The sequence below is a fragment of the Enterococcus sp. DIV2449a genome (assembly GCF_051711225.1).
GTDB classification, from domain to species: domain Bacteria; phylum Bacillota; class Bacilli; order Lactobacillales; family Enterococcaceae; genus Enterococcus_D; species Enterococcus_D casseliflavus.
On record NZ_JBIOME010000001.1, the window covers coordinates 1,041,612 to 1,057,954 of the forward strand.

Below are 16,343 nucleotides of genomic sequence, written 5' to 3' on the forward strand. Positions count from 1 at the left end.
AAACTTCCTTAGTGAAAAGCTAAGGAGTTTCGGTTTTTTTGTGAAAAGAAGGTTGACAGGGTCAAAAATTATGCCTATGCTGAATGTAAATTTAGTAAACAGTAAACAGATGAGGTGCAGCTATGGCAAGTATGAGAGATATCGCGAAATTAGCCGGGGTGTCGGTAGCAAGTGTTTCTAGAATCCTTAACAATGATGAAACCTTCAGTATCAATGAACATACGCGTCAACGAGTCATTGAGATCGCCAACCAAATGAATTATTCAAAAGAAAAAAATCAACCCCATTCCCGTGAAGTCGGCGACCAAAACACGATTGCCATCATTACCCGCCACGATCGAGAGTCGGAAAGAAACGATCCGTACTTTATGATGATTCGCAATGGGATCGAAAAGGAAGCGGCGAAGTGGCGTTTAAAAACGATTCGGGCCTTTTCCATGCGGGAGCCTCAAAAAGATTTGGCACAATTGGCGAAGTATGGCGCAGTCATTATTATTGGAGAGATGACCAGCGATGCTTTGGCAGAGATCAGTCAGCAAAATGCCAATATTATCTTGGTGGATAATTATAGTGAAGCACCCAGCTACGATTGCATCCAAACCGATTTTGCCCAAAAGACCCACCAGATCCTCACGATGTTAAAAGAGAAGGGCCATGAGAATATCGCCTTTGTGGGTGGTGTTGCCAGCCGAGTGACGATTTCTGGCGAAGTCGTTTACGATGAACATGAGATTCGAGCAGAAAACTACCGCCAATGGATGCTGCTCAATAAATTGGAAAAGTTCACAACCGTGCTGCAGGGGAAATGGTCACCAGAGACTGGTTTGCATTTTGGTCAACAGATCGCGCAAATGAATCCTCGCCCCACAGCGATCGTCGTTGCCAGCGATCCTATGGCTGTCGGGGTTTACAAGGCACTCGCTGAAGCGGGGCTATCGATTCCTAAAGATGTGTCGGTCGTTAGTTTTGATGATATCGAAATGGCGCAATTTATGACGCCCGCATTGTCCTCCGTTAAGATGAAAGCCGAAGAGATGGGGCAGATGAGTGTCGAATTAGCGAAAAATAAAATCCTTGGGGTGCGGACGATGCCGGTTCGCGTCGTTTGTGGCAGTGAATTGATCATTAGAGAATCGATTGCCAAAAAAGATCAGTGACGTCTGATCTTTTTTTATTTTAGGGGTTGTGTAAACATTAACTAAACAACTATACTGATTGTAGTAAACGTTTACAGTTAAAAATAAAGGAGAAAACGAAATGAAGTTTATTGATAAATTAGCCGAAAAGATGGTGCCTTTTGCTCAGATCATTGCCAACAACAAATACTTGTTAAGTCTTCGTGATGGGTTTATGGTCGCTTTTCCTGCAACAATGTTTGCGTCAATTATGATTATTATTCAAAATCTGCCTGCTACTTTCGGACTCTCGGAAAAACTTCCAGAGGGATTCATCACGTTTCTAAACGACTTTTTTGGTCCTATCGGAAATGCGACCATGAGTATCACCGCTATTTTCGTTGTTTTTGGGATCGGCTATCAATTGGCTGGCAAGTATGGACAAGCCAAATTATTTGCGGGTGCCATCTCACTGTCTTCGTTTTTGATGCTGCTGCCTTTTGGCTCATCCGAAGAGTTAGGTACAGTGATCCCCTTGTCGAAATTAGGGGCTGAGGGAATGTTTGTCGGAATCATCACGGCCATTATCGCTACGCAGATCTATTGCAAAATCAGTGCGGCTGGGCTGACGATCAAAATGCCAGATTCGGTTCCGCCAATGATCGCAGAATCATTTGTCGCCATCATTCCTGGTGCGGCACCGTTGTTCCTTTTCAATTTGATTCGCTACTTGTTCACCTTTACTTCATGGGGCAATGCCGTTGATTTCGTTTATGAGATTTTGCAAAAACCATTAATGGGCTTAGGCGGTACTTTGCCAGCAGTACTGATCGCCGTCTTGTTCACCCAATTCTTCTGGTGGTTTGGGATTCACGGAACACTAGTGGTCAATGCGGTGATCGATCCAATCATGAATGCGTTAGCGATCGAAAACTATGAAGCCTACAAAGCAGGGGCTGAACAACTGCCCCATATCATTAACACTACGTTTATGGGCGTGTTCGTCAATCAAGGAATGCAGCTGGGGATCTCGATTACAATGGCCTTCTTTATCGCTCGTTCGATTCGGATGAAAAAATTAATGAAGACGGTGATCGCTCCATCTGTTTTCAACGTATCTGAACCGATGACCTTTGGGTTGCCGATCGTCTTGAACCCGATCGCTTTTGTTCCATGGATCTTAGCGCCATTAGCCAGTACGACGATCTCTTACTTTGCGATTGCCGCAGGCTTAGTGCCGCGGCCAATCGGAGCAACGGTTGTTTGGACGACCCCTGTTTTCTTATCTGGTTGGTTAGGCACGGGTTCTGTTGCCGGCGCAATCTTACAGTTAGTGACGGTTGCCGTAATGACCTTGATCTGGGTGCCATTCTTGATCGTAATGGATCGCGGGTACTTGAAAGAAGAAAAAGCGGAAGCGGCATTAAATGAACAAGCGACATCTGAAACGATCAATCAAAGGGTAGAAGAAAGATAAGCCCAGAAACGGAAAGGAATGCAATACGCGCACCCTTTAGAAAGGAATTTGTTATGAGAACCGATACATTGTCTTGCAGTTATCAAATGAATACGACACCTACGGACTTTTCCCGTGTGTTATTGGCGGAACAAGAGAAATTCTTTCTAGCCAAACAAGCCCAAGAACCGTTCGGGGAAGGCTGCCGTATTGAAACGATGATCCAAACCAAAACCGCCCCGCGGTTGGTACCTGCCGTCATGACGGTCAAAAAAATTGCCGCGGATGAGCTGTGGCTTCGTACGACCCATGAAGAAGGAGTGATCGATCAACGGTACAGTTTTGCTCCAGGACGAAAAGGGAAGCTGCAAGTCACGTATTCGGAACAAAGCCGTTTTGCGCAGCAGAAAACAACCTACAGTTTTATGCTGGCGGCGCTGTTTTACAAATTCTTTTTCAATCGCGGCGTCAAAAAACGCTTGCGTTATCTTGAAGCAGCTTGTCAACGAGCAGGGACAAATGAAAAAAATGGGGAAAATTGAGGATAGCAATGATAGAAATTAGGAATGAACAACTCTTTCACTTATACAATGAAAAAATCAGTTATATCATAAATGTGTTACCAAATCAGCAACTGGGTCATGTCTATTTTGGGCCATCTCTAGGCACACTGGCGCCATTTGATCAAGCGTACCTTGAGAAAAAAGAGAATAAATCGGCAGGAACCGTCAAGTTTTTTGAAGCTGACAATCTTTTTACCTTGGCGGACCGTTTTCAAGAATTGCCAACGTATGGGACTTCTGATTTTCGAGAAGGGGCAGTGTCGGTTTTTGAGGAAGAAACCCCTCTTTATGTGGATTTTAAACTTGTAGCTTTTCACTGTTTTGAGGGCAAAGAACGAAAGCTGGCACAACCAGCCAGCTTTGCTTCTGCCGATGAAAGCCAAAGCATCGTCTTTGAATTAGTAGACCAAGAGCGACAGCTGGAAATGGCAATCACCTATACGATCTTCAAAGGATCAGGAACGATCACGCGGCAGCAAACACTGACCAATAGGGGGAGCAAGCCGAGAACCATCCAGCGCTTTTTGAGTGGTGTCTTGGAGCTGAAAAATCGCGATTTTGAACTGCTGCATCTTTCAGGCGCATGGCTGAAAGAACGGCATATCAAGACGGTCCCTTTGACCCAAGGGACGATCAGTGTCGGCTCGTTAAAAGGAGCGTCTGGTCATCAGCACAATCCTTTTGTCGCCTTAAAAGAACAGCAAGCCACCAATGACACTGGTCACGTCTATGGTGCCAACCTGATTTATTCGGGCAACTTTTTGGCGCAAGCGGAAATGGATGAATGGGACAACGTTCGATTGATGTTGGGGATACATCCTGAGCATTTCAGCTGGCAGCTTTCACAAGGAGAAACTTTTGAAGCCCCAGAATGTCTCTTCACCTTCACCGCTGCTGGTCTGAATGGCTTGAGTCAAGAATCCGCCCAATTTATCGAAAAGCATGTGATTGCTCCTTATTGGCAAAAGCGGCAGCGGCCGATCGTCTTTAATAACTGGGAAGCGACTTATTTTGATTTTAATGAAGAAAAGCTGTTGACCTTAGCTCAAGAAAGCAAGGCGTTAGGGATGGAGTGCTTTGTGCTGGATGATGGTTGGTTTGGAAAACGCAACGACGATCGCAGTTCATTAGGCGATTGGGTGGCGGACCCTGCCAAATTTCCAAAAGGAATCGGGTCTTTTGCTGAGAAAATTCATGCCATGCAGCTGCAACTGGGGATTTGGTTTGAACCAGAAATGGTTTCGCCGGATAGTCAGTTGTACCAAGAGCACCCTGAGTGGGTAGTCAAGCATCCTTATGAGCGGATCTCTGTGGGGCGCGGGCAATACGTGTTGGATTTTGCCAATCCAGCAGTGGTCGAGGCGATTTTCGAAGCGATGCAAAAAGTGATCCTTGAAACCAAGCTGGATTACATCAAATGGGATATGAACCGCAATATCACTGAAGCTTACTCTCCCTATTTAGCGGAACAGGGTATTTCTCAGACGGAGTTTTATCATCGCTACATTTTAGGTCTTTATCGCTTATATGAAAAAATCTTAGCTGCGTTTCCGACCCTTTTGATCGAAGGCTGTGCTGGCGGCGGGGGCAGATACGATTTAGGGATCTTATTTTACAGTCCGCAGATTTGGCCTAGTGATGATAGTGATGCAGTGGAACGTTTAGCCATCCAAAGCGGAACGTTGTTAGGGTATCCTTTGTCCTCCTTCAGCAATCACGTGTCGGCGGCACCAAACCACCAAGTCGGCAGGTCAACGTCTTTAGCCTTTCGGCAAACCGTCGCAATGTTTGGGCCTTTGGGGTATGAACTCGATCTCTTTCACTTGTCTGAAACCGAAAAGCAGGCAATCAAATCCCAAATCGTCTTTTATAAAAAACAGCGGCAATTGCTGACCTTTGGCACTTTTTACCAGCTGCAGCAGTTGGACCATGCCAATGAAACGACTTGGGCGGTGTATGATCCGCAAAATGAAGAAGCCTTGGTTGCTTTCTTTCGCGTGTTGGCACAAGCCAATCCGACGGCGGAAGACTTTTTGCCCGCAGCCTTTCTCAATGCCCAACAGGTGTACCAGGTCAATGGCGAAACTGTCTCTGGTCAGCTGTTAAGGCAATTAGGGTTGCGTAAACCCTATCAGTTTAATGCCGTCAACCATGGAACAGCACAAGTTACTGGCGATTTTCAATCATTTGTCTACCAGTTACAAGCCAAAAAAGGAGTAGAATGATGAGCAATCAATTGTTTGATCAGCAGTTTATGCATGGCGGGGATTACAACCCCGATCAATGGCTGGCTTATCCAGAAATCTTGCAAAAGGATCTTGCTTATATGCAGCAAGCCCATGTCAACACCGTCACATTAGGGGTATTTGCTTGGAGTGCCTTAGAGCCGCAAGAAGGCGTTTATCAGTTTGACTGGTTGGATCGTGTGTTTGATCAGATCCATGACATCGGCGGCAAAGTCATTTTGGCCACTCCTAGCGGTGGGCGTCCTCAATGGTTGAGCCAAAAGTATCCCGAAGTCAATCGGACCAACGACCAAGGGCAAAAACATACCCATGGGTTTCGCCACAATCACTGTTACTCTTCACCGATCTATCGGGAAAAGGTGACGCAAATCAATCAGCAGTTGGCAAAACGTTACGGCAAGCATCCGGCATTAGCCATGTGGCATATCTCCAATGAGTACTCTGGGGAATGCTTTTGCTCCTATTGCCAGGAAAACTGGCGCAGCTGGCTGCAAAAAAAATATGGTGATTTAGCCACGTTGAATCATGCCTGGTGGACTTCTTTTTGGGGCGGTACGTACTCTGATTGGTCGCAGGTTTTACCGCCTTCACCTTTAGGGGAACACAAAGTGCATGGCATGGATCTTGATTGGAAACGATTTGTCACAGATAGGACGATCGATTTTTATTTGCATGAATGTGCGCCGATCCGTCAGCTGACACCGGACATTCCTGTGACGACGAATTTTATGGCGGAAGGACATGCTACCCAAGATTTTATTCCTTTAGAAGGCATTGACTACAGCAAGTTCGCTTGTCATGTGGACATCGTTAGCTGGGATAGTTACCCTGATTGGAACAACAACTTTGAATCCTTGGCAGCGACAGCGATGAAATCCGCCTATGTACATGATCAATACTGGTCATTGAAGAAACAGCCCTTTTTAGTGATGGAATGCACGCCGAGTTTTGTTAACTGGCATTCCTTTAATAAAGCGAAAAAGCCTGGTGTCCATCAGTTGAGTGCCATGCAGCAGATCGCTCACGGCTCAGATAGTACCTTGTATTTTCAATGGCGCCAATCCCGCGGCAATTCAGAAAAATTCCATGGGGCAGTCGTGGGACATGATGATTCCACTGAGAATCGGGTCTTCAAAGAAGTTGCGGCTTACGGCAAGCGCTTGGAAAAAATCAAAGAGATTCAAGGAACCACAAGAAAAAAAGCAGTGGCGATCCTTTTTGACTGGGAAAGCAACTGGGCATTGAAGCGAGGCGGCGGGTTTGGTCGACCAACCAGACGGTATCCGCAAACGTTGCAGGAGCATTATCGTTATTTCTGGGAACAAGACATCGCTGTCGATATTTTGACGCCAGAGCAAGATTTTTCTGACTATCAGTTGGTGATCGCTCCAATGCTTTACTTGATGACATCAGAGACGATGGCAAAACTTTGCCAGTATACACAAGCCGGTGGTACCTTGATTTCCAGTTACTTTAGCGGCATGGTCAATGAAACCGACCTGTTGTATCTGGGGGGCTTGCCACAGCCGTTGCGAGGGTTATTAGGCATCAACGTGCTGGAGCTGGAAACTCTTTTTGACACTGAACACAATCAAGTGGTTTTTCAAGGACAGCCCTTTGAAACACGGGACTATTCTGCAATCATCGAAGCCGAAACAGCGGAGGTATTAGGGGAGTATCAAGCGGATTTTTACCAAGGAACACCTGCGATCACCAAAAATGCCTTTGGTGCCGGCACCGCCTACTATCTGGCGGCTCGCACCAACTATGACTTTTTCGAACAGTTTTATGCCTCTTTGGTCCGTGAGTTGTCCTTGGCAGAGGAAAGGATCGCGCATGCCAACCCTGCAGTCTCGATCCAAGGCAGGATCAGTCCAGAACGAACGTACTTTTTCATCATGAATTTTTCTGAGAAAGAGCAGACATTGGACTTGATCAAAGAAGTCGTTGATTTAGAGACCAATCAAGCAGTCCCTCAAACAGCAACCTTGGCGCCGTATAAAGTGCGAGTGGTTTATTTTAACAATTAGCTGACTATTGGAAAAAACGTCCCTTTCGATAAATGCAGAAAGGGACGTTTTTTTGATGAATGGTTTATCAGAAATCATTCTGGATCGGATGCTTGGTGCTTTTTCATCCATTGAGGCAATGCGGCACTAATTTGTGTCGGCAAAACGACATAGTGCTCTTTTGCCAATGCTTCGCCAATCAGGCTATGGAGATAGACAGCCGCTTGGATCGTTTCCTCTGTTTTTTCAAACTGTGCCAAAAAGCTGGTGATCATGCCTGCCAGCGTATCCCCCATGCCGCCAGTCGCCATTGCGGGTGTTCCGAGGGGATTTTGGGCGATACTGCTGCCGTAAATTTGCGTGCGATGGCTTTTTAAGACTACCAGACTTCCGAGTTTTTGTTGGGCTTGCTGGTTGTTTTCTTCTGTCTGGTCGGCAATTGCCAGTCCGCTGAGCCGTTGCCATTCCATCTGATGCGGCGTGAAGACGACTTGTTCAGGAAAGGGGATGATCAGCGGATATTTGGCAGCCAAATTGATCGCCGAACCATCGATCACCAACCATTGGTGTTCTTTTTGGGCAGAAACGATCCGCTGCAGCAGATCAAAATTGCTTTTTCCTTCGCCTAATCCAGGACCAATCAGTAGGACGTCTGCCGATTCGGTGACCGTATCGATCAGTTCTGTTTGCTGCCAATCGACAAACATCGCTTCAGGCAAGCGGGCGTGCAGGGCGGTTCGGTTGACGCCATCGGAGATCACGGTGGTCAAACCAGTTCCCCCATACACACAGGCTTGCGCAGCCATTAAGATCGCCCCACCGAATTGGCGGTTGCCCCCTACTAAAACGGCTCGGCCAAAAGTGCCTTTGTGGCTTTTTGTCGGGCGCTGTTGGATCACTTTGGATAAAATTGCAGAATCAAGTTGCTCCATGCAATGACTCCTTTCGTTAATCAAAATCGAGTTATATTTATTATACCTGTTTCCTAGAAATTTCATAGAAAAGACCCATGGAAAAAGGCGCAATTTTTTTTCCTTTTTTGGTTTAAGAGTGTTATCATAAATAGCGAGAACAGAAATGGAGGGAACACTATGACAATCGATTGGAAAAAAGAGGTCGAAGCCCGCAAAGACGATTTGCTGAACGACTTGATTGATCTATTGAAAGTGAAAAGTGAAAGAGAAGATGATAAAGCGACTGCGGATGCGCCATTTGGTCCTGGACCTCGTGATGCGTTGCTACACATGCTAGCTTATGGCGAACGTGATGGCTTCACAGTCAAAAACGTCGATAACTACGCTGGTCACATCGAATTTGGTGAAGGAGACGAAACATTAGGGATCTTCGGCCACATGGATGTTGTTCCTGCAGGTGACGGCTGGTCAACCGATCCTTATGATCCAGTCATCAATGACAACAAAATCTATGCTCGTGGTTCTTCTGATGATAAAGGTCCTTCAATGGCTGCCTATTATGGGATGAAGATCATCAAAGAATTGGGCTTGCCATTATCGAAAAAAATCCGTTTTGTCGTTGGTTCTGATGAAGAAAGCGGCTGGGCAGATATGGATTACTACTTTGAGCATGAAGAAAAGCCTGATTTTGGCTTCTCACCAGATGCCAATTTCCCAATCATCAATGGAGAAAAAGGGAATGTGACATTAGGTATCCATTTCCAAGGCAACAATGAAGGAGACTTCACGCTGCAAAGCTTTACTGCTGGCTTGCGAGAAAATATGGTACCAGGAACGGCAACAGCAAGCTTCATTGCTCCATCAACAGAAGAAGCATTAGCAATCGAAAAAGCCTTTTTCGATTACGTTGAAGCCAATCCAGTGACGGGGACGATTGAAACAGAAAATGAACAAGTGACGATCGAATTAGTCGGTAAAGGTGCTCATGGTGCCAGCCCACAATCAGGAATCAATGCGGGGACTTTCTTAGCAGTCTTCTTAGATAACTATGCCTTTGGCGGCGGCGCAAAACAATTCATCCATGCAGCAGCAGCCTATGTCCATGAAGATTTCTACGGTGAAAAATTAGGTGTGGCGTACGAAGACGAAAAAATGGGTAAATTGACTATGAATGCTGGCTTGTTTGCTTTTAAAGCGAACCAAGCAGGAACGCAAGCAGACAACTTTATCGCATTGAACTTCCGTTATCCTAAAGGGGTAACTGCGGAAGGACTTGAAATCGGTGTGGAACGCACCGTCGGTATGGAAGGGGCAACCGTTACCCGCAATGACCGCAACATGGAACCTCACTACGTACCAGCAGATGATCCATTGGTAGAAACTTTATTGGCGGTTTATGAAGAACATACCGGTGAAAAAGGCTTTGAACAAATCATCGGTGGCGGCACATACGGCCGTCTCTTGAAACGCGGCGTTGCTTATGGCGCAATGTTCCCTGGCTATGTTGACACCATGCACCAAGCCAATGAATTCATGAGCTTGGATGACCTCTTCAACGCAGCGGTGATCTATGCAGATGCTATCTATCGTTTGGCGAAATAAAGAGACATTGATTGGGTCTGTTCACTCGCTAAATAAATACAATTGAACGTTTCGTGCGGCATTCTCGTATCTTTTTCATGTGAGAGAATGCCGCACTTTTTTAGTATAGAATAGCGGGCTGAGTAGTAAAAAACACCTCATAGTGATGAGGCGTAGAAGCAATCAGTCTTTACATTTTTTCTTTAGGATTGCGTCAGTGAGGATTTCTGAAAAATCTAAATGCATAGTTCGTCCTTGTTTATCCGCCCACTGAGGAATCGCCAGTTTTTTCTCGACGAAGGTTTGATTCTCTAAATATTCTGAAACATCGACAAGGACCATCGATAGAAATGATTTTTCTTTATCGTAATCGAATTCAAAATCTAAATCGTCTATAAATGGATTGTTCGCTTCCAGTGATAAACAATTAATGGGGGTAGAGAGCGGAATCTCCCGATTATTTTCAATACAATCTGCCAAAACGATTCCGAGCCAATCGGATGCCATGAATAAAGCATCGGCGATGTCTAAGCCTTGAGTGCCGACTTGCTCAGGAAAATCAGGAAAAGAAATAAAATACTTCACTTCGCTTCCGTCTGTATCGGTGTAATAAAACAATGCAGGGTAACTTGCTAACATAGTGTACAACTCCTTTTTCGCGATTCTCTACAGATCTGATTACAATGGTAGCGCTCTTATTTTTTACTAGTACCCAGTAGTCTTAAGCAAGAGTTGTCGCTTTTTCAATTGTACCAGTGTCATAAATACTGAACAATAGGCAATTTTTTTTAAGAGGAGAGTATCAATTCAGAAATTCTGATGATTGAAAGAACATCATCTTTTGTGGTAATTTAAAAATCTTTGTGTCTATTATTAATGAAAATGTTCTATTTTATTATTGACATCAAATCATCTGAATGATTTACTTTTTGTAAGGAGTTGAAAAGTGATGCCTGATTTGGTGAAATTTATTTTGGTTATTCTGGCGATTTGGGTGGTTTATCAAGTATTTACGACGATTTTATTTACCCTTTCCCAAAAAGCAGTTGCCAAACGAATCAAAAGCGGGAAGATGTCTGATCAGCAATTGGCGAATTTGTACCACGCTGTAGCACGAGCAAATCAAGGAAGCAATTTCCAAGCGATTTTCTCTTATGGGCTCTTTTACCGCAGCCATGCAAAGCAAAGTGATGCGGTCTATGAACTGTATCGCGCAGAAATGGCGAAAAGAAATCTGCTGTAACCAACTGTGAAGCAGCTGCTTTCGAGAATATTGCTCGAAGTAGCAAAAAAGCCTAGGTCCTGCACAACAAGTGCAGAACCTAGGCTTTTTTGGTATTTACTGGGCAGCAAGCTGTAACAGATAAACACAGCTCCTTGCTGCAGCTATTTCTTGTCTTTGCTGCTTTTTTGATCCATGCCCGCACCGATCGCTACACCTAGTGCGATGCCTAAACCCATGCCTAATGCTAGATTGTCAAAAAACAGCAGCCCAAATGCAGCACCTAATGCCATTCCGACACCGATACCCAGTCCCATATTGTTAGAAGCGGCTTCCTTTTCTTCAGACGTTTGCGGCGGTTTTTTCGTCATTGTGAAAAACCCCTTTCTTTTTAGTATAGAGGGGTTTCGTTTGGATGACAAATATTCGAACTGCTGCTCAGTGATATGCATCAGGAGAGTGCAGCCGCTAAGTATAGCAAACGGGTTGAACCATTGGCCTATCTTCCGCCGGGCAAATAGTTACGCTCGGGGTTGTAGCGGCGAATGATCTTATTTTCAGCGAGTACGTGCTCATAATAATAAACAGGCGCATCCTTAGTCTCTAGTCGAAAAACAAAGACGAGCGGAACCTTTAAGACGGAATAGCGCGCGGGGATCGCAATATACGATTTTTGATTGCGCTCCATCGTCAGTGCGAATTCATCAAACAAAAGCGCCACTGGTGTGGGAAAGTTTACCAATTCATAATAGTGTTTTTCAAATGCATAGGTTTCTTGTTTTGCATAAGCGATTTTTGCAGCTGGCATACACATTCACCTCACTTGAATTATACGAACGTTTGTTCTGTTTGTAAAGTGATAAATCACCAAACGAGGAAAAAGGAGGCGTTCTCTATGAAAAAGATGTTTTGCTAACAAGAAATTTGCTACACTAGAGAAAAGAAGGAATCAAAAAGGAGCAGATACCATGGATTACGAACGTTTCGCACGATTGCATGCACGCTTTGCCGATGAAAAACTGCTGACCAAAGAAGGGGTCTATCGGTTGCGTTTGTCAGGGAAGGCGCAGTTCGAACTAGCCTTTATCAAAACCGGACCCTGTGGCGAGTCTGTCTACCAGCCGCTGATCAAGGGCACTTTTGCTGAAAAAGAAGCAATCCCTACCTATTTGCTGGATCTTGCGGCGCAGCCTATGACGCAAATCAGTCAGCGAACCTCCGAAAATGAAGCAGTGTTAGATAAAGCGTTAGTAGAATTAATGGAAAAATGTGAGCAGGCAGTTGCCGTCAACGAAGCCGCACAAGAAGCCACACGTTAATTAGCGCGACAAAGATACAAGAGCCGCCTGAACTTGATTTTTTACACTAAGCAAAAAACGATCCTGACAAGATTCCTTGCCAAAGATCGTTTTTTATTTTCCCGTGGAAATTAGTGTCCTCATTCGCCGAAGTGGTCTGAGAAGCCTTGTTGCTTCATAAAGGCAGCGACATCTGGACGTCGCGGTTCACGGAAAAATTCCGTCATTTTCGTTTGCCAATTGGTTTGCTGTTGATTACTGCTGCGTTGTGCATAATAGGCTTCTGTCGTTTGGTTGTACTGGGCTGTTTGCTCCTGCGTCAGCGGTTGATACTGATCGACACTTACGATCGCTTCTTGGGGCAAGCGGACTTTCGGCTCATTTCTGTGTTGCGGATAGCCGATCGTTAAACCGAATAACGGAAACGTCAATTTTGGTAAGCCGACAAGTTCTGCGATACGAGGCAAATCATTGCGGATGCCGCCGATGTAACAAATTCCTAAGTCTTGTGCTTCAGCGTAAGCTACCATATTTTGGGCAGCGATGGTCGTATCAACGACAGACACAATAAATGGTTCCATCGTGGTTAAGTGGGTATCAGGCACCCCTGCTTGGGTCAGCAGCTGCTGGTGTTTATGTAAGTCGGCGACAAAAAGATAGAAGACGCCCGTTCGAGTGATGTAATTTGGGGCACCGGCAATTTCTTCGATGGCAGCCAGTTTTTCAGGATCACTGACCTCAATGATTGAATAGGCTTGAACAAAGTTCGAACTGGAACCGCTCTGGGCAACCGTTACTAATTTTTGCTTGAGTTCCTTTGATAGTGGCCGGGGTTGAAAATCTCGGACAGAGCTATGGCGGGTAAAAGTATCAAAAAGATCCATCGTTTTTCCTCCTGTAACGTACAAATTTCTTTCTTCCTTAGTGTAACAGAAAAAAAGGAATGGGAACAAAAAGAATGTTTTCAAAAAATTTTCAAATTGATGTTTTATAGTTGCCAAGCACAAAAGTTTCCGTTATGATAATGATACATTCTTATTATTATTCCTTAGGGGAGTAACCGGTGGCGCAAGCTGCGATAATATCAACAGTAAGTAAGCTGGCGACAGCTTTCTGGTATTATTTGAAATGGTGAGACCTAAGACAAGCGTATACTTGTCTTAGGTCTCTTTTTTTCTAGCAGAGTGCCTAAGGAAAATAAAATTAAAAGGGGCAAAAAAATTGGCGAAAGAAATGTATCAAAAAGAAATCTCGGAAATTATGGCAGAGGTCCAGAGCAGTCCAGAGGGGTTGACGCAGCAAGAGGCAGCCAAGCGGTTAGAAAATGGCTTGAACCAGCTGAAGGAAGCACCTAAGAAATCTAGCTTTGCCTTATTCTTAGATACCTTCAAAGATGCGATGGTGATCGTCTTGCTGATCGTGGCAATCATCCAAATGGTTATGGGTGCCCACGTTGAGTCGATCGTTATCTTCGCAGTACTCTTGTTGAATTCCGTCGTCAGTGTGATTCAAACGAAAAAAGCCGAAGGGTCGTTAGACGCTTTGAAAAGCCTATCGGCACCAGATGCTAACGTCATTCGGGATGGCAAAGAACAAAGTGTGCTGGCGAAAGAATTGGTTGTCGGCGATATCGTTATTTTAGAAGCTGGGGACTATGTACCAGCAGATGGTCGATTGATCGAAGAGGGTTCTTTGAAGGTCGATGAAGGAATGCTGACTGGGGAATCAACGCCAGCGGAAAAAGAATTAGGTGTGATCGATCGTACCGCACCGATCGGTGACCGTGACAACATGGTCTTCAGTGGAACGATCGTCACTTATGGACGTGGTCGGTTTATTGTAACCGCGACTGGTAATGTGACGGAAATCGGTCAAGTGGCTGGCTTATTGGAAAGTACAGTTGAACACAAAACGCCATTGCAAAGAGGATTAGACAGCTTCAGTAAAAAACTGAGCTTGGCGATCTTAGTCCTTTCATTGATTATTTTAGGGGTTCAAGTCGCACGGTTGTTCTTAGGTGACGGAACAGGTGATATGACACAAGACTTAGTCAACGCCTTTATGTTTGCGGTAGCCGTAGCCGTTGCAGCGATTCCAGAAGCCTTGCAATCGATCGTGACGATCGTTCTTTCGATCGGAACAAAACAAATGGCGAAGCGTCATGCCATCATTCGAAAACTACCAGCGGTTGAAACATTGGGTTCAACGAGTATCGTTTGTACCGATAAGACCGGGACTTTGACCCAAAACAAAATGACCGTTGTTGACTACTATTTACCAAATGGGCAAACGGGCACGTTCTCCGATGAGCCAACTACCTGGTCATTGCCTGAAAAACGCTTAGTAGAGATCAGTGTCTTGGCCAATGATGCTGCCATCAGTGAAGATGGGGCGAAGCTAGGAGACCCTACTGAAATTGCTTTTCTGGATTACAGTGAGAAACTAAATCAGCCTTATCGGGCAATTCGTCAACAGTTTCCTCGTTTGCAAGAATTGCCTTTCGATTCTGATCGTAAATTGATGTCTACCTTACATGAGATCGATGGCGAACATTTATTGTTGACCAAAGGTGGTCCAGACATCGTCTTTGGCCGCAGTACTAAAGTCTTGATCGATGATCAAGTCGTTCCTTTAACAGATGAAATCAGAAATAAATTGCAACATCAAAACGAAGAATTCTCAAAACGGGCATTACGGGTCTTGGCGTTTGCTTACCGTCCATTGACCGATGCCCAATCACGAGAATTGACACTTGAGGATGAAAACGAGCTGATTTTGGTTGGTTTGATGGCAATGATCGATCCTCCTCGTAAAGAAGTCAAACAAGCCGTAGCGGATGCTAAATCTGCTGGTATCAAAACAGTTATGATCACAGGGGACCACAAAACGACAGCCGTGGCGATCGCACAAGAGATCGGTATTTCAGCCGAGGGCGATTTAGCCTTGACTGGTACGGAATTGGATGCTCTTTCTGAAACCGAACTAGCGGATCAATTAGACAAAATCACGGTTTATGCTCGTGTTTCGCCTGAAAATAAAATCCGTATCGTGCGGGCTTGGCAAGACAAAGGCAAGATCTCTGCCATGACCGGAGATGGGGTCAATGATGCACCCGCCTTGAAACAAGCGGATATCGGGATCGCAATGGGAACCGGAACGGACGTTGCCAAAGATGCAGCGGCGATGGTCTTGACGGATGATAACTTTGCCTCGATCATTCGTGCCGTAGAAGTTGGCCGAAACGTCTTTGACAACATCAAAAAAGCCATTTCGTATTTGTTTGCTGGAAACTTAGGTGCGATCATTGCGATCGTCTTTGCCTTAGTGATGGGTTGGGACAATCCATTTACTGCCTTGCAGCTACTCTTTATCAACTTAGTCAACGACTCATTACCAGCAATTGCTCTGGGAATGGAAAAAGCCGAACCAACCATCATGCAACGTCAGCCTAGAGATCCAAATGCTGGTATCTTCACTGGAAAAACATTGATCTCAGTAACGTATCGCGGTATTTTGATTGCCGCTGTCGTGATTTTGGCACAATGGTTAGGGATGAGTCAATCACCTGAGTTAGGTGTAGCGATGGCCTTCTCAACACTTATCTGGAGCCGGACATTGCAAACATTGCCAGCACGCTCAAATACCGAGACTGCTTGGCAAGCTGGCCTTTTTGCCAATAAAATGGTGTGGTTGGCGATCGTCGTTTGTGGTGGACTATACAGCATTACCTTGATTCCTGGAATCCGTGAAGTCTTTGCGATTCCAGCAACCTTCACTTTAGGACATGTCGGTCTATGTATCGCAATGGCTGCTGTAGCAGTTGTTTTGATGGAAATCACAAAGCTGATTATTATTGCCGTTCAAAAACGTCAAGGAAACGCCTAGAGCAAAAAACGTATCGATCCTTTGATCGATACGTTTTTTTGTCGTTTATCCTCA

The 16,343-nt window shown here is 45.1% G+C and carries 14 protein-coding genes; 9 read left to right on the top strand and 5 right to left on the bottom strand.

All coding sequences use genetic code 11. The annotated features are described in order from the left end of the window. Positions 1 to 122: 122 nt before the first annotated feature. The 5 genes from IGI76_RS05000 (at position 123) to IGI76_RS05020 (ending at position 7,410) form a co-directional block, all read left to right on the top strand. A complete protein-coding gene (locus tag IGI76_RS05000) occupies positions 123 to 1,157 on the top strand; it encodes a LacI family DNA-binding transcriptional regulator (RefSeq protein ID WP_438781167.1) in 1,035 nt (344 codons plus the stop codon). Between the two features lie 100 nt (positions 1,158 to 1,257). Continuing rightward, positions 1,258 to 2,592, top strand: coding sequence for a PTS sugar transporter subunit IIC (locus IGI76_RS05005; RefSeq protein WP_015509292.1), 1,335 nt, complete (start codon positions 1,258 to 1,260; stop codon positions 2,590 to 2,592). Between the two features lie 53 nt (positions 2,593 to 2,645). Then, complete coding sequence (locus IGI76_RS05010; protein WP_015509293.1) at positions 2,646 to 3,113, top strand: hypothetical protein; 468 nt, start codon at positions 2,646 to 2,648, stop codon at positions 3,111 to 3,113. An 8-nt stretch (positions 3,114 to 3,121) separates the two neighbouring features. Next, the gene (locus IGI76_RS05015) at positions 3,122 to 5,359 is read left to right on the top strand and encodes an alpha-galactosidase (RefSeq protein ID WP_270266393.1); all 2,238 of its coding nucleotides are present in this window, start codon (positions 3,122 to 3,124) and stop codon (positions 5,357 to 5,359) included. Further along, complete coding sequence (locus tag IGI76_RS05020) at positions 5,356 to 7,410, top strand: beta-galactosidase (RefSeq protein ID WP_270266395.1); 2,055 nt, start codon at positions 5,356 to 5,358, stop codon at positions 7,408 to 7,410. The genes IGI76_RS05015 and IGI76_RS05020 overlap by 4 nt, the downstream gene beginning before the upstream one ends. Positions 7,411 to 7,484: 74 nt before the next feature. Here the strand turns inward: IGI76_RS05020 and IGI76_RS05025 are convergent, their stop codons facing one another. Beyond that, entirely contained in the window at positions 7,485 to 8,321 is an 837-nt protein-coding gene (locus tag IGI76_RS05025) for an NAD(P)H-hydrate dehydratase (RefSeq protein ID WP_081116578.1), read from the bottom strand. A 159-nt stretch (positions 8,322 to 8,480) separates the two neighbouring features. On the opposite strand from IGI76_RS05025, the gene pepV reads away from it, so the two are divergent. Further along, positions 8,481 to 9,905, top strand: a complete 1,425-nt coding sequence (gene pepV, locus IGI76_RS05030) for a dipeptidase PepV (RefSeq protein ID WP_005225493.1) — start codon at positions 8,481 to 8,483, stop codon at positions 9,903 to 9,905. A gap of 162 nt (positions 9,906 to 10,067) precedes the next feature. Here pepV and IGI76_RS05035 read toward each other — a convergent pair whose 3' ends face one another. After that, a complete protein-coding gene (locus IGI76_RS05035) occupies positions 10,068 to 10,523 on the bottom strand; it encodes a type II toxin-antitoxin system HicB family antitoxin (RefSeq protein WP_016608275.1) in 456 nt (151 codons plus the stop codon). Positions 10,524 to 10,833: 310 nt separating this feature from the next. Here IGI76_RS05035 and IGI76_RS05040 point away from each other — a divergent pair, with 310 nt between their 5' ends. Then, positions 10,834 to 11,127 (top strand): hypothetical protein, encoded by a 294-nt coding sequence (locus IGI76_RS05040; RefSeq protein WP_005234725.1) that lies wholly within the window; start codon positions 10,834 to 10,836, stop codon positions 11,125 to 11,127. A gap of 143 nt (positions 11,128 to 11,270) precedes the next feature. Here IGI76_RS05040 and IGI76_RS05045 read toward each other — a convergent pair whose 3' ends face one another. Together IGI76_RS05045 and IGI76_RS05050 are read right to left on the bottom strand one after the other, a co-directional pair. Beyond that, on the bottom strand, positions 11,271 to 11,477 hold the full coding sequence (locus IGI76_RS05045; RefSeq protein ID WP_034857684.1) for a hypothetical protein: 207 nt from the start codon (positions 11,475 to 11,477) through the stop codon (positions 11,271 to 11,273). A 128-nt stretch (positions 11,478 to 11,605) separates the two neighbouring features. Then, positions 11,606 to 11,914: a DUF5960 family protein gene (locus IGI76_RS05050; RefSeq protein WP_008378984.1), complete on the bottom strand. Its 309-nt coding sequence runs from the start codon at positions 11,912 to 11,914 to the stop codon at positions 11,606 to 11,608. Positions 11,915 to 12,074: 160 nt separating this feature from the next. Here IGI76_RS05050 and IGI76_RS05055 point away from each other — a divergent pair, with 160 nt between their 5' ends. Then, on the top strand, positions 12,075 to 12,425 hold the full coding sequence (locus tag IGI76_RS05055; RefSeq protein WP_270266405.1) for a hypothetical protein: 351 nt from the start codon (positions 12,075 to 12,077) through the stop codon (positions 12,423 to 12,425). Positions 12,426 to 12,544: 119 nt separating this feature from the next. On the opposite strand, the gene IGI76_RS05060 is transcribed toward IGI76_RS05055, so the two are convergent. Beyond that, positions 12,545 to 13,288, bottom strand: a complete 744-nt coding sequence (locus tag IGI76_RS05060) for an NADPH-dependent oxidoreductase (RefSeq protein ID WP_005225498.1) — start codon at positions 13,286 to 13,288, stop codon at positions 12,545 to 12,547. Between the two features lie 349 nt (positions 13,289 to 13,637). Between IGI76_RS05060 and IGI76_RS05065 the strand changes: the two genes are divergently transcribed. Further along, positions 13,638 to 16,289, top strand: coding sequence for a cation-translocating P-type ATPase (locus IGI76_RS05065; protein WP_167826882.1), 2,652 nt, complete (start codon positions 13,638 to 13,640; stop codon positions 16,287 to 16,289). The last annotated feature ends 54 nt before the right edge of the window (positions 16,290 to 16,343 follow it).